12 protein-coding genes are annotated in these 13343 nt (G+C 55.6%); 2 read left to right on the forward strand and 10 right to left on the reverse strand.

Going from position 1 to position 13343, the window contains the following annotated elements:
- Nucleotides 1-10: 10 nt before the first annotated feature.
- The 6 genes from carB to pyrR all read right to left on the reverse strand — a co-directional run bounded on the left by carB (nucleotide 11) and on the right by pyrR (nucleotide 8679).
- Complete coding sequence (carB, locus tag B5D20_RS03635) at nucleotides 11-3259, reverse strand: carbamoyl-phosphate synthase large subunit (protein WP_078664860.1); 3249 nt, start codon at nucleotides 3257-3259, stop codon at nucleotides 11-13.
- A 1-nt stretch (nucleotide 3260) separates the two neighbouring features.
- Nucleotides 3261-4340, reverse strand: a complete 1080-nt coding sequence (carA, locus tag B5D20_RS03640; RefSeq protein WP_078664861.1) for a glutamine-hydrolyzing carbamoyl-phosphate synthase small subunit — start codon at nucleotides 4338-4340, stop codon at nucleotides 3261-3263.
- A 24-nt stretch (nucleotides 4341-4364) separates the two neighbouring features.
- Nucleotides 4365-5651: a dihydroorotase gene (locus B5D20_RS03645; RefSeq protein ID WP_078664862.1), complete on the reverse strand. Its 1287-nt coding sequence runs from the start codon at nucleotides 5649-5651 to the stop codon at nucleotides 4365-4367.
- Nucleotides 5638-6573, reverse strand: coding sequence for an aspartate carbamoyltransferase catalytic subunit (locus tag B5D20_RS03650; protein ID WP_078664863.1), 936 nt, complete (start codon nucleotides 6571-6573; stop codon nucleotides 5638-5640). Before B5D20_RS03650 ends, B5D20_RS03645 begins: the two co-directional genes overlap by 14 nt.
- Nucleotides 6574-6698: 125 nt before the next feature.
- Nucleotides 6699-8000 carry a uracil-xanthine permease family protein gene (locus B5D20_RS03655; protein ID WP_078664864.1) on the reverse strand — a complete coding sequence of 434 codons (1302 nt, stop codon included), beginning with the start codon at nucleotides 7998-8000 and terminating at the stop codon, nucleotides 6699-6701.
- Between the two features lie 130 nt (nucleotides 8001-8130).
- Nucleotides 8131-8679, reverse strand: coding sequence for a bifunctional pyr operon transcriptional regulator/uracil phosphoribosyltransferase PyrR (gene pyrR / locus B5D20_RS03660; RefSeq protein ID WP_107753288.1), 549 nt, complete (start codon nucleotides 8677-8679; stop codon nucleotides 8131-8133).
- A gap of 248 nt (nucleotides 8680-8927) precedes the next feature.
- Between pyrR and B5D20_RS03665 the strand changes: the two genes are divergently transcribed.
- Both B5D20_RS03665 and B5D20_RS03670 read left to right on the forward strand, forming a co-directional pair.
- A complete protein-coding gene (locus tag B5D20_RS03665) occupies nucleotides 8928-9470 on the forward strand; it encodes a DUF362 domain-containing protein (RefSeq protein WP_107758354.1) in 543 nt (180 codons plus the stop codon).
- A 92-nt stretch (nucleotides 9471-9562) separates the two neighbouring features.
- Nucleotides 9563-10468 (forward strand): radical SAM protein, encoded by a 906-nt coding sequence (locus tag B5D20_RS03670; RefSeq protein ID WP_078664866.1) that lies wholly within the window; start codon nucleotides 9563-9565, stop codon nucleotides 10466-10468.
- 406 nt (nucleotides 10469-10874) lie between these two features.
- Here the strand turns inward: B5D20_RS03670 and B5D20_RS03675 are convergent, their stop codons facing one another.
- The 4 genes from B5D20_RS03675 to B5D20_RS03690 all read right to left on the reverse strand — a co-directional run.
- On the reverse strand, nucleotides 10875-11378 hold the full coding sequence (locus B5D20_RS03675) for a hypothetical protein (protein ID WP_078664867.1): 504 nt from the start codon (nucleotides 11376-11378) through the stop codon (nucleotides 10875-10877).
- A complete protein-coding gene (sdaAA, locus tag B5D20_RS03680; protein WP_078664868.1) occupies nucleotides 11375-12262 on the reverse strand; it encodes an L-serine ammonia-lyase, iron-sulfur-dependent, subunit alpha in 888 nt (295 codons plus the stop codon). Before sdaAA ends, B5D20_RS03675 begins: the two co-directional genes overlap by 4 nt.
- Nucleotides 12263-12279: 17 nt before the next feature.
- Nucleotides 12280-12939 carry an L-serine ammonia-lyase, iron-sulfur-dependent subunit beta gene (sdaAB, locus tag B5D20_RS03685; protein ID WP_078664869.1) on the reverse strand — a complete coding sequence of 220 codons (660 nt, stop codon included), beginning with the start codon at nucleotides 12937-12939 and terminating at the stop codon, nucleotides 12280-12282.
- A gap of 133 nt (nucleotides 12940-13072) precedes the next feature.
- Nucleotides 13073-13343, reverse strand: a 271-nt coding sequence (locus B5D20_RS03690; protein ID WP_278308353.1) for a group II intron maturase-specific domain-containing protein, incomplete at its 5' end; no start/stop codon positions are given.

Raw genomic sequence — 13343 nt, forward strand, 5'->3', positions numbered from 1 at the left:
CCTCCTTTCCTTAATACCACTGTCTTTCTCCTCGGCCCAGGCGCGGGTAATCCTGCAGGGCGACCAGTTGCCATTTCTGGCCCCGGGTAAGGTCAGCCAGCACTTTTAGCATCTCCCGGGCCGTATCCAGAGAAGTGGCACAGGGGACGCCATATTCGGCTGCTGCCCGGCGAATCTGGAAGCCATCCCGCTGGGGCACCTTGCCTCTGGTCATGGTATTGATTACCAGCTGGATTTTATCCTCCCGCAGGTAGTCCAGAATATGGGGGCTGCCTTCCCGGATTTTGTTGACCTTTTCTACCGGCAATCCAGCTTGTTGTAAGTATCGCCAGGTACCACCCGTAGCCAGCAATTTATACCCCAGATCCAGGAATGAGCGGGCCAGCTCCAGGGCTTCTTCCTTGTCCTTATCGGCAATTGTGAGCAGGACCGTGCCTTCCCGGGGAAGCTGCCAGCCTGCTGCCCGCAGGGCTTTGTAAAAGGCCATGGTATATTCATGGTCAACCCCCAGCACTTCCCCGGTGGACTTCATTTCCGGTCCCAGGGATGTTTCCACCTGGGTCAGTTTACCAAAGGAGAAAACCGGGGCCTTGACGGCATGAAAATCCCTGGCCGGTACCAGTCCGGTCCGGTAGCCCAGGTCGGCCAGTTTTTCTCCCAGGGCTACCCGGGTAGCCAGTTCCACCATTGGTACATCCGTTACCTTGCTCAGATAGGGCACCGTCCGGCTGGAACGGGGGTTAACCTCAATTACATACACTGTCTCTCCATCCAGGACAAACTGAATGTTTAATAAACCTTTCACTTCCAGATGGCGAGCCAGGCGGATGGTATAATCCTCAATGCGCCGAATGACTTCCGGTCCCAGATGCAGGGCAGGATAAACGGCAATGGAGTCACCGCTGTGTACCCCTGCCCGCTCGATATGTTCCATAATGCCGGGGATTACCACCGTTTCCCCGTCACTGATGGCATCCACCTCTACTTCCTTGCCCACCACATATTTATCCACCAGCACCGGGTGTTCCGGGTTGACTTCCACTGCCCATTCCATATAGGTCAGCAGCTCTTCCTGGTTGTAGACTATTTCCATTGCCCTGCCCCCCAGGACATAACTGGGACGCACCAGTACCGGATAACCGATTTCCTCAGCGGCCCTGACGGCAGCATCAACGGAGAAGACTGTGCGGCCCGGGGGCCGGGGAATGTCCAGGTCTTCCAGAACCTGATCGAACTTCTTCCGGTCTTCGGCCCGGTCAATGTTTTCCACCGTCGTTCCCAGGATTTTCACCCCTGCCCGGGCCAGGGGAGCGGCCAGGTTAATGGCCGTCTGCCCGCCAAACTGCACCAGCACGCCCAGGGGCTTTTCCTTTTCCAGCACATTGAGGACATCCTCTACCGTCAGGGGTTCAAAGTAGAGGGCGTCTCCAGTATCAAAATCGGTGGAAACCGTTTCCGGGTTGTTATTGATAATCACCGCCTCATAACCGGCTTTCTGCAAAGCCCAGACGGCATGTACGGAACAATAGTCAAACTCAATCCCCTGGCCGATACGGATAGGGCCAGAGCCAAGCACCGCCACTTTCGGCCGCGGGCTGCTCTCTACTTCATCTTCCTGGTCATAAGTGGAGTAATAATAGGGAGTTTCCGCCTCAAATTCCGCCGCACAGGTGTCCACCATTTTATAAACAGGGGCTACTTCCAGCAGTTTGCGCAAATCCCGCATCTTCTCCGGCTTTAGTCCCAGTAAGCGGGCCAGCCGGAAATCGCTGAACCCCCAGGCTTTAGCCTGTTGCAAGAGCCGGGCCAGACTGTCATCCAGAGGCTTGCCCCGCCAGGCGCTGATAGCAAATTCGAAATTGACAATATTGCGGATTTTGCGCAGGAACCAGCGGTCTATCCGGCTGCGCTGATGGAGCTCATCCACTTCCATCCCGCGGCGGATGAGCTCGGCTATAGCAAATAGCCGCTCATCATCGGGATTTTCTACTTTATGCCAGAGAGTGGCATCTGCTGCTGCCGCCAGCCGGGGGTGATAGAGGCCATCCAGCCCGATTTCGAGAGAGCGCACCGCTTTTTGCAGGGCCCCTTCAAAAGTACGGTCTATGGCCATCACCTCGCCGGTAGCCTTCATCTGAGTGCCCAGATGGCGGTCTGCTGTGGTGAATTTATCAAAAGGCCAGCGGGGAATCTTGATCACACAATAATCCAGGGCTGGTTCAAAGGCGGCTTTGGTTTTACCCGTTACCGCATTGGGAATTTCCGCCAGAGTCAATCCTACCGCAATTTTGGCTGCCACCTTGGCGATGGGATAGCCGGTAGCCTTGGAGGCCAGAGCGGAAGAACGGCTGACCCGGGGATTTACCTCAATCACCACATAGCGGAAACTATGGGGGTCCAGAGCAAACTGGACATTACAGCCTCCCTCAATACCCAGGGCCCGGATGATTTTCAAGGACGCAGACCGCAGCATCTGGTATTCCTTGTCACTGAGGGTCTGAGAGGGAGCCACCACTATGCTGTCCCCGGTGTGGATACCCACAGGGTCGATATTCTCCATATTACAGATGGTGATACAGTTATCGGCACTATCCCGCATCACCTCATATTCTATTTCTTTCCAGCCTGCCACACTCTGTTCCACCAGCACCTGGCCGATAGGACTCAGCTTCAGGCCCCGGCGGACAATTTCCTCCAGCTGTTCCCAGTTATGCGCAATCCCGCCACCGGTGCCGCCCAAAGTGTAAGCAGGCCGGATGATGAGGGGAAAACCAATCTTTTCGGCAAAGGCCCGGGCCTCTTCCCATTGCTCCACAATTTCACTGGCCGGAACCGGTTCCCCCAGCTCAGCCATCAAACTGCGGAATAATTCCCGGTCTTCCGCTTTTTCAATGGCCGCCAGGGGCGTTCCCAGCAATTCCACGCCCAGTTCCTCCAGCACCCCGGACTGGGCCAGACTGCGGGCCAGATTCAGCCCCACCTGTCCTCCCAGGGTAGGAAGCAGTCCCTGGGGCCGTTCCTTGCGCAATACTGCCTCCACAAACTCTGGAGTCAATGGCTCCAGATAGACCCGGTCGGCCATATTGCTATCTGTCATAATGGTGGCCGGGTTGGAGTTAATCAGGACCACCTCATAGCCTTCTTCCTTCAAGGCCCGGCAGGCCTGGGTGCCGGCATAGTCAAACTCCGCCGCCTGGCCGATGATGATGGGGCCGGAGCCAATCACCATGATTTTCTTGATATCTTTCCGTTTCGGCATCTTATCCCCTCCCCACCAGAGTCAAGAACTGTTCAAAAAGATAGAGGTTATCCCGCGGTCCGGGCGAAGCCTCCGGGTGATATTGCACACTGAAGGCCGGATATTGCAGGTGCCTGATCCCTTCCACTGTATCATCATTGAGGTTTTTCATGGTCACCCGCAGAGGTAAGCCAGCCAGGGAATCCTCTGCTACGGCATAGCCATGATTCTGGGACGTGATGTAAACCCGACCTGTTTCCAGATCCTGTACCGGGTGGTTAGCACCCCGATGGCCAAATTTCAGCTTGTAGGTTCTGGCCCCGCAGGCCAGGGCCAGAATCTGATGGCCCAGACAGATGCCGAAGAGGGGGACTTTCCCCAGCAATTCCTGTACGGTTTTGATCACATAAGGTACCCGTTCCGGATCGCCGGGACCATTGGAAATCAGCACCCCGTCCGGCTGATAGGCCAGGATGGTTTCCGCACCAGTACGGGCCGGCACTACTGTAATGTGGCAATCCCCCACTTCCCGCAAGGAGCGGATGATATTGCCTTTGGCTCCACAGTCAATAACCACGATATGCGGTCCTGCGCCTCCTTCCACCTGATAAGGCGCGGCACAGGTAACTGTAGGTACCGGCTCCTCCATGGAAAGGGTAGGAGCCTGTCGCACTGTCTGCAACCATTCTTCCAGTGGCGCCTTGCTGGTGGTAATCAAGCCCCGCATGGTGCCTTTCTGCCTTAGCATCCGGGTCAGGGCCCGGGTATCGATACCTTGCAGGGCTACAATCCCCCGTTCGGCCAGAAAGCGGTGCAAACTGGACTGGCTGCGCCAGTTACTGGGTTCATCACAGAGGTCGTGGACCACAAAGCCCCGGACAAAGGACTGTTTATGCTCAAAATCCTCGGCATTGATGCCATAATTACCCTGCAGGGGATAGGTCATAACTACAATTTCACCACAATAGGAGGCATCAGTCAAAATCTCCTGGTAACCGGTCATAGAAGTGTTGAACACCACTTCCCCGGTTTTCTCCCCCGGTGCGCCAAAAGCTTTGCCCTGAAATACCGCGCCATTTTCCAGTATCAAAAAGCCGTCCATGCTCCAGCTCCTTCCCTTGCTGAATTAGACCAAAAGTTTGCGCTCCTGCATGACCAGTTTGCCTCCGACAATAGTGGTAACCGGCCAGCCAGTCAGAGTCCAGCCCAGAAAAGGGGTATTCTTGCCTTTGCTGACCAGGCTTTCGGCAGTTACCGTCTCTACCCGTCGCGGGTCAAAGAGCACCAGGTCAGCCGCAGCTCCTTCCACCAGCCGCCCTCCCTCAATGCCCAGCAGGCGGGCCGGATTGACCGCCATTTTTTCTACCAGCTGGGCCGGGGTCAGGATGCCCTTTCCAACCAGCTCCTGCCAGCAGAGGGCCAGCGCCGTTTCCAGCCCCACCAGGCCAAAGGGAGCCAGATCATATTCCTGTTCCTTTTCCTCCCTGGTGTGGGGGGCGTGGTCAGTAGCGATAATATCTATAATCCCCTCGGCCAAAGCTTGTTTTAAAGCAGTCAGATCCTCTTCCCCCCTGAGGGGCGGATTGACTTTGGTACTGGTATCATAACCAGCTACCGCCGCTGCTGTTAAAGTCAGATGATGGGGAGTTACTTCCGCTGTTACCGGTATACCCCGGGCTTTGGCCCAGCGCAACAGCTCCACACTGCCAGCAGTGGAGAGATGGCAGAGATGGACAGGACACCCGGTCTCCCGGGCCAGCATTATCTCTCTGGCCACCATGATTTCCTCCGCCGCTGCCGGAATCCCCTTGAGCCCCAGGCGGGTAGACCAGTAACCTTCATGCATCACCCCACCCCGGGCCAGGGTCGGTTCCTCACAGTGGGAAAGAACGGGCCTGCCTACCATTTTAGCATACTCCAAAGCCCGCCGCATCACCGCCGCAGAAGGCACCGGCCGTCCATCATCGGAAAAGGCTACTGCTCCAGCAGCCGCCAGGTCGGCCATTTCTGTGATCTCCTCTCCGGCCTGCTCTTTGGTGATACAGGCAACGGGATAAACCCGTACCACCCCTTCCCGTTCCGCTTTGGCCCGCAGCCCTTCCACCAGAATGGCCCGGTCCACCGGGGGGCTGGTATTGGGCATGGTGGCTACAGCGGTAAAGCCACCGCGCGCCGCTGCCCGGGTTCCGCTGGCTATGGTCTCTTTGGCCTCCTGTCCCGGTTCCCGGAGATGGACATGGACATCAATCAAGCCGGGAAAGGCCAGCAATCCCCCGGCAGCCAGTACCGGCACCCCTTCCAGGTGAAGTTCCGGGCCAATGGCAGCTATTTTCCCCTCCTTAATCAGGATATCCCCTTTGCCGCTATAACTACCCGCCGGGTTAACTATTTCCGCTCCTTTAATGAGCAGCATCTGAATGCACCCCCTTGAGCAAATACAGAACCGCCATGCGGACAGCCACCCCATTGGTTACCTGTTCCTCAATGGCCGCCCAGGGCCCTTCCGCCACCTCCGGGCTGATTTCCACGCCCCGGTTCATCGGACCAGGATGCAAAACCAGCACATCCGGCCGGGCCAGGGCCAGTCGCTCCCGGTTGATACCATAGAGACAGGCATATTCCCTGAGGCTGGGGAACAAGCCGGCCTGTTGCCTTTCCCGCTGGATGCGCAGGACATTGATGACATCCGTCCCGGGCAGAGCATCTTCCAGGCTATGATAGACTTCTACCCCCAGTTTTTCGATCTCCCGGGGCAACAGAGTGGCCGGCCCTACCACCCGCACTCTGGCTCCCATTTTGGTCAAGCCCCAGATATTGCTGCGGGCCACCCGGCTGTGCAGGATATCCCCCACAATGGTCACTGTCAGTCCGGCGATAGTTCCTTTCCGCTGCTTGATTGTGAACATGTCCAGCAGGGCCTGGGTGGGATGTTCATGGGTACCATCTCCCCCATTAATAACCGAACACTTCACCCAGCTAGCCAGCTGAGCCGCCGAGCCAGCGGCACTGTGCCGCAAAACCACAATATCCGTACCCAGAGCCTCGATGGTCCGCACCGTGTCCTTGAGGGATTCCCCCTTGGTCACACTGCTGGTACTGGTAGCAATATTGACAGTATCCGCACTCAAATACTTGGCCGCCAGTTCAAAGGAAGTACGGGTGCGGGTACTGGGTTCATAAAACAGAGTCAGTACCACCGTCCCCCGCAGGGTTGGCACCTTTTTGATCGGGCGTAGAACAATATCCTTCATGGCGTCAGCGGTATCAAGAATCAGGTCGATTTCTTCCCTGCTCAGGTCCTCCAGACCCAGCAGGTCCTTGCGTTGCCAGGCCATAGTCCATCCTCCTTTCCGGTTATACAAAAAACGCCCTCCCCCAGCAGGCCGGAGAAGGGCAGCAGCAAGCGCGCCTGTTTTGCCCTCCTTGCCAGCCTCACGGGACTGCCTTAAAGGAGTATTTCCTAATGCAGGCGTTTTGTTTCCTCTACAGTATCAGGTTCTAAGGTCAGAACCGCATCATCTTCTACTTTATCCTGGGGCAGAATCAGGTTGAGGATAATCCCCGCCAGGGTAGCATAGCTGACCCCATGGTCCTTCAGCCCTACCCCGAGGATGAGGATGATGGAGACAATAATCAGGTTACGGGTACTGGACAGGTCGGTTTTAGCTTCAATCATGGTGCGGATACCGGCAGCAGCGATCATCCCGAAAAGCAGAATGACAATTCCACCCATCACCGGCACCGGAATGGTGCTGATCAACACCCGTACCGGGTTGAAAAAGCTCAACAGGATGGCAATACCGGCTGCACACCAGATAACAAAGGAACTGAACACCCGGGTAATGGCCAGTACCCCGATATTTTCCCCGTAAGTAGTGCTGGGCGGGCCACCGAACAGTGAGGCAATGGAGGTAGCCAGACCGTTCCCCAGCAAGACCCGGTCAAAACCAGGGTCCTTGATCAGATCCCGTTCTGTCACATTGCCAATTACCAGCACATGGCCCAGGTCCTCGATAATGGTAACCAGGGCTATAGGTGCAATGGCCCAGATTGCCGCCATCTTGAAACCGGGCAGAACAAACTGGGGCAGATGAAAATAACCCAGCAATGTATCAGGATTGAGCGACTGGACAAAGGGAGCAAAGTCCACCAGTTTCATGTTCTCACCAATAGTGGTGGGTTCCACCATGTTCCAAACGATAGCGAAGATATAGCCAGAGATAATGCCGAGCAGAATAGGGATTACTTTCATAAAACCGCGGCCGAAGATGCTGAAAATGATAGCCATGACACAGGTAAAGATGGCTGTCGGCCAGTGCAAGGAGGCCATGTTGTTGACAGCTACACCTGCCAGGCTTAAACCGATAATCATTACTACCGGACCCACCACCACACTGGGTACCAGCCGGTGAATGAATTCCGTACCGAAGGCACGGATCAAAAAGAACATCAGAACATAAACCAGACCGGCCACAAAAGCCCCACCCATAGCGCCAGGTAAGTCTTTCGCCCCTGTTACCCAGGCTGCCAGAGGAGCAATAAAGGCAAAGGAGCTGCCAAGATAGGCAGGAACTTTGCCGCCGGTAAAGAGGTGAAAGATGATAGTCCCTACCCCGGAAGTAAAGAGGGCTACTGCTGGATCCAGACCGGTCAGGAAAGGCACCAGCACCGTCGCCCCGAACATGGCGAAAACATGCTGCAGGGCCAGGACCAGGGCCTGTCCTATTGGCGGTCTTTCGTGGACATCAAAGCGTTTCTTCATGTATGAGTCCTCCTCTTCTGCTATGTAAAATAAAAGCCTTCCGGCCTGAAAGGGCAGGAAGGCAGACTAACCCGACATTAACGGTTAGTATATCCACCCTTGCCGGCCTCACAGGACCAGTTTTAAAGGGCTACTCCACTATTTCCTGTAAAACTACTTTATCTTCCCCGTCAATTTCCTGCAGATATACGGAAATGACCTCTTTGCGGGAGGTGGGAACATTCTTGCCGACGAAATCAGCCCGGATAGGAAGCTCCCGATGTCCCCGGTCCACCAGCACGGCCAGCTGAATAAAGCGGGGCCGGCCCAGATCAATGATGGCATCCAGCGCAGCCCGGGCCGTTCGACCGGTAAACAGGACATCATCCACCAGGATAATTTTTTTTCCTTCTACCTGAAAGGGTACCTGGGTTTTATGTACCACCGGCTGCTGGGCCAGGGTGGTCAGGTCGTCCCGGTAAAGGGTGATATCCAGCAATCCAACCGGCAAAGCTACTCCCTCGAATTCAGCAATTTTGGCTGCTAACCGTTCGGCCAGCGGCACACCCCGCCTGCGAATGCCAATCAGGGCCAGGTTTTCCACCCCTTTGTTTCTTTCCACTATTTCATGGGCAATGCGGGTAAGAGCGCGGCGGATGCTTTCCGGATCCATGAGCTGGGTCTTTTCCCTGAGTTCCACGAGGATTCCCTCCTCTCCAGCAAAAATGCCTGCTTGCCCAGTTCAGCAAGCAGGCACAGTTTACCCAGTACCAGTAAAGCTTATGTACTGTTAAACAGCTCCTTGCTAGCCTCCCGGGCTAACTTAAAGGATTTACTGTTAATAGTTTACCAGAACATTGTTTGTTTGGCAAGAACAACTTTGGGGTAAATGTACATTTTCCCCGGTCAATCTGTCCACCTTATACTTTGATGAAGGAGGTCGAGAACATGAATCAGCGTCGTCGTCGCGTTCATCAGCCTTTTATCGCCATTACCCGCCATCCTTACGAAGGAGATGCTCTGATCCAGGCTCTGGAACTGTTGCCCCACACCCAGCTCTTCCGCCCTGGGGATACAGTGGTAGTAGTACCTAATCTGGTTAAAAACCAGCCTCCAGCCAGTGGCACCATCACCGGGCCCGGCACTCTACAGCGCTTGCTCCTGTATCTGCAGGATTTTCAACCTGCCCGCCTGGTAGTGGCGGCCGGTTCGGGCGGTGACCCTACTCCTCTGGTTTTGCAACAACAGGGATTTCTCAATGTCATTCAGGAAACTGGTGGGGAATTTGTTGATTTAAACTATGGGCCCTATCTAGAATTAAAATTGAACCATCCCCTTTTACCCGTTCTGCAGGTTAACCGCCTGCTGGCAGAGGCAGATGTCATCATCAGCCTGGCCCAAATCAAGGTTCACCAGGAGGCCACCGTCACCCTCGGCTTCAAGAACATCGCCCTCAGCTGGCCTCCGGCCGAATTGCACGGCCCAGGTTGAAGCTGAGCGCCTTTTCAGCCAGGCCGCCTATGGTTATGAAATCGCCCTTGATGCGGCAGGCATCAAACCGCCCCATGTGAGGTGAGATCATTATGGACATAGCGCTCTCCTACCGGCAACTGCACGCCAGCGGCCAGCTGGCAGAGCGGGCCGAAAAGGCCTGGGCTGCCCTGGCCAGCTGCCATCTCTGTCCCCGCCACTGCGGGGTCAATCGACTGGAAGGCCAGAAAGGCTACTGCCGTTCCGACGCCCGGGCCCTGGTCGCCTCCTATTCCCCCCATTTTGGCGAGGAAGAGGTACTGGTCGGCCAGGGCGGCTCCGGCACCATTTTTTTCAGTAACTGCAATTTGCGTTGTATTTTCTGCCAGAATTGTGACATCAGTCAAGCGGATGCGGGTGAAGAAGTCTCAAGTTCTGAGCTGGCGGAAATCATGCTTTATCTCCAAAAACAGGGTTGTGTCAATATCAATTTCGTTTCCCCGTCCCATTTCGTCGCTACCATCCTGGAAGCAGTGGAGCTGGCCGCGGCCCGGGGCCTGACTATCCCGCTGGTTTACAACAGCGGCGGTTATGATGAGGTCAGCGCCCTCAGGCTGCTGGCAGGGGTAGTGGACATCTACCTGCCTGACCTGAAATTTGTCTCCCCCGCTGTCTCCCGGCGCCTGGCCGATGCCAAGGATTATTTCGCCGTTGCCCGTAAGGCCATCAAGGAGATGCACCGGCAGGTTGGCGACCTGGAGGTGGATGGGCAGGGCCTAGCCCGCCGGGGTCTCATCGTTCGCCACCTGGTACTGCCCGAGGATCTGGCCGGTACCAGGGCAGTGGTGGAATTCCTGGCTCAGGAAATCTCCCCCCATACTGCCATCAATATCATGGGACAATATTATCCTGCTTTTCAGGCCAGGCAGGAACCGGCCCTGCGCCGGCGCATCACCGGCACCGAACTGGCCCAGGCCCGCCAGTGGGCACTGGATTTGGGGTTATGTTTAATTGATTAAAAAAGAAAAAAGGCTGTGCAAACAGCCTTTTGCGGGAAAACACTTCCCTTGACAACATGTTTCCAAAGCGCATAACTATAATAACATAGTTCAAGAAAAATTTCAAGGTAGAAGAGGAAGGAAATGGCTGAAGTTGATTCAAACATAAAATAGTTTTAATTGAATTTGATATAAATCCCTGCAGGAGTTATGTTTATTGTCAAGGGAATTCCTGTTTTCAATATCGATAGCAACATGCTAGTCAATAACAGTATCAGAAGTATTTTCCCTTTAATATTTGTTTCTTTGCGCTTTGGAAACATCCTTTCACCCCCTCCCCAGGGAGATGATGCCATTTCCTTCCTCAAAAAAATTATAGCATACTCCAAATAAACACTCAAACATTTGTTTGTTATTATTTTATGACTTATTTTTTCTCAACTAACTCCTCCACCGCCTGTCTGCCTGCCACCCCGTTGGCCGCTACCCAGTAGTTGTACTTACCCTGTACCCAGTAATAATGTTCCTGACCCATACCCTCTACCCGAATCACCTGCTGGCCTTTGATTTTCAGCTCCTGCCGGCCGGTAAAGACCTGACTGGCCGGCATCTTTTCATCCATTTGCTGGAACAGTTTCAGCGCCTCTTCCTCGTTATTGGATACTGATAACCACAGCATAATCTCACTGTCCCCGCTCTGGTAGATGGCAATATAGCCCTCGGCCAGTTGCAGAGGTTTACCGTGCATCATGGCAATCTGCTGGATGGCCGGCGGCCCCGATACCAGTTTTACCCGGGGCAGCCACGCCAGTTGCGGTGGCACCAGCTCCGCCTGTTGTGACTCAGCGCTCTGGCCCGGCAGCCGCCAGATGATGGCTATGGCAGCCAGCAGGGCTAAAGCGATGGATAAAATTTTCCAGTGCTTTTTCATTCTTCTCCCCCTTTTCTTAGCTCCCGGGCCAGCCGGCAGCCGGTAGGAGTGGCCGCCAGACCGCCTAAAGCTGTTTCCTTGAGGCTAGCCGGCAGGGCCTGTCCTACCTGGTACATAGCCGAAATCACTTCATCGACCGGGATAACGCTCTTAACCCCAGCCAGAGCCAGATCGATGGCCACCAGGGCGTTGGCTGCACCGGCAGCATTGCGCTTTATGCAAGGAACTTCCACCAGCCCGGCCACCGGGTCGCAGACCAGACCGAGGATATTCTTGAGAGCGATGGCACAGGCGTGGGCGGCCTGGGCTGGTGAACCTCCCGCCATCTCCACTGCCGCTGCTGCTGCCATGGCCGAGGCGCTGCCGCATTCGGCCTGACAGCCCCCCGCAGCCCCTGATACGCCGGCGATGCGAGCGATGACCATGCCGATACCGGAAGCGGTAATCAGAGCTGCCACTTGCTCCTCTCGGCTCGAACCCAGCACATCGGCGGCAGTGAACAGCACCGCCGGCAAAATCCCGCAGGATCCGGCAGTCGGTGCGGCCACAATCCGGCCCATGGCCGCATTCACCTCAGCCACCGCCAGAGCTTTCATAATGGCCCCATCCAGCACCGGTCCCCCCAGCAGGCGCCCTGCTGCCAGCGCCCTTTTCACCTTGCCGGCATCCCGGCCGCTCAGACCGCTGACAGAGAGGTTGTCCCCATTCAAGCCCCGTGCAAGGGCTTCCCGCATCACTTCCAACCGCTGTTCCATTTCATTCCAGATCTCTGCCCTGGTTCGGCCCAGGACATGAACCTGGTCCTCAAGAATAACCTCCCACAGCTTCTGCCCTTTGGTTTCCGCTGCGTCCACCAATTCCTGAACCTTGTTGTAGCTGAACATTCCTGTTGCTCCTTTCCTTATAACGGCCTGACAGTGATAACGTCCCTGATATCCGGAATAGCGGCTAGCTGCTCCACTAACTCGGTTGGACAAGATTGGTCTGCTTCAATGATCATGATGGCCTCCGCCCCCCGTTGCTCCCGGGTCACCTTCATCTGGGCGATATTGATGCCCCTTTCGGCCAGCAGGCTGCTGACAGCAGCGATCAGTCCCGGCCGATCCCGGTGGGGGATGATGATGGTGTGAAACTGGCCGGAAAAGTCCACCGGGAAGCCCAGCAGCTCCACAACCCGGATATTGCCCCCGCCGATAGAAGAAGCTACCAGGTCGATGGTCTTGCCGCTTTTCCCTTTCACCATCGCTTTGACGGTATTGGGATGGACATCCCCCAGATCTGTGCGGTTAAAGGAGATGCTGATGCCAGCCGCCGCGGCCAGTTCCAGGGACTGGCGAATCCGCTCATCGGCTGTGTCAAAACCCAGCAGGCCGCCTACCAGGGCCCGGTCAGTGCCGTGGCCCTGATAAGTTTCGGCAAAAGAACCGTGCAGGTAAAAATCCGCTGCTGCCGGAGGCTCGCCCAGCACAATGCCAGCCAGCCGGCCGATGCGAGCGGCACCGGCTGTATGGGAACTGGAAGGCCCGATCATGACCGGGCCCAGTATATCCAAGATGTTCATTCCTGTGCCTCCTTCATGGTTACTTACAGTAGTAGTTTAACCGAAGTTTAGGTGGGAAGGCAAATCGAGTAGAAGGGGGTGATTAACCCCCGTCCTCTCACACCACCGTACGTACCGTTCGGTATACGGCGGTTCACCAAGCTTGACGAATGCGATGATAACGTTCAGTCAAACTCTTCAAGCCCTGACTTTGCCAGTAGGCATTGTTCAGGGCGTTATTTAATTGTCGAGACATTCGCCAGTAGCCTTTACGGGCATTAGCCATTATATGGACTACTCGCTCCGGTAGGCCCAGGGCCCGCAGCTCACGGTATCGGGTTCGGACACGTTTCCATTGTTTCCAGACGCACATCCGCAATCTTCGCCTTAGCCACCCTTCGATTTCCTGGAATACGCCCGGCGTT

It is taken from the genome of Carboxydocella sporoproducens DSM 16521 (assembly GCF_900167165.1).
Taxonomy (GTDB): Bacteria; Bacillota.

Excerpts from the sequence above, each read along its gene's own strand:
- B5D20_RS03645 (WP_078664862.1), bottom strand. The coding sequence starts at position 5,651 with ATGCTGCTCATTAAAGGAGCGGAAATAGTTAACCCGGCGGGTAGTTAT.
- carB (WP_078664860.1), bottom strand. The coding sequence starts at position 3,259 with ATGCCGAAACGGAAAGATATCAAGAAAATCATGGTGATTGGCTCCGGC.
- B5D20_RS03650 (WP_078664863.1), bottom strand. The coding sequence starts at position 6,573 with ATGGCCTGGCAACGCAAGGACCTGCTGGGTCTGGAGGACCTGAGCAGG.
- B5D20_RS03670 (WP_078664866.1), top strand. The coding sequence starts at position 9,563 with ATGGACATAGCGCTCTCCTACCGGCAACTGCACGCCAGCGGCCAGCTG.
- sdaAA (WP_078664868.1), bottom strand. The coding sequence starts at position 12,262 with ATGTTCAGCTACAACAAGGTTCAGGAATTGGTGGACGCAGCGGAAACC.
- carA (WP_078664861.1), bottom strand. The coding sequence starts at position 4,340 with ATGGACGGCTTTTTGATACTGGAAAATGGCGCGGTATTTCAGGGCAAA.
- B5D20_RS03665 (WP_107758354.1), top strand. The coding sequence starts at position 8,928 with ATGAATCAGCGTCGTCGTCGCGTTCATCAGCCTTTTATCGCCATTACC.
- B5D20_RS03675 (WP_078664867.1), bottom strand. The coding sequence starts at position 11,378 with ATGAAAAAGCACTGGAAAATTTTATCCATCGCTTTAGCCCTGCTGGCT.
- B5D20_RS03655 (WP_078664864.1), bottom strand. The coding sequence starts at position 8,000 with ATGAAGAAACGCTTTGATGTCCACGAAAGACCGCCAATAGGACAGGCC.
- sdaAB (WP_078664869.1), bottom strand. The coding sequence starts at position 12,939 with ATGAACATCTTGGATATACTGGGCCCGGTCATGATCGGGCCTTCCAGT.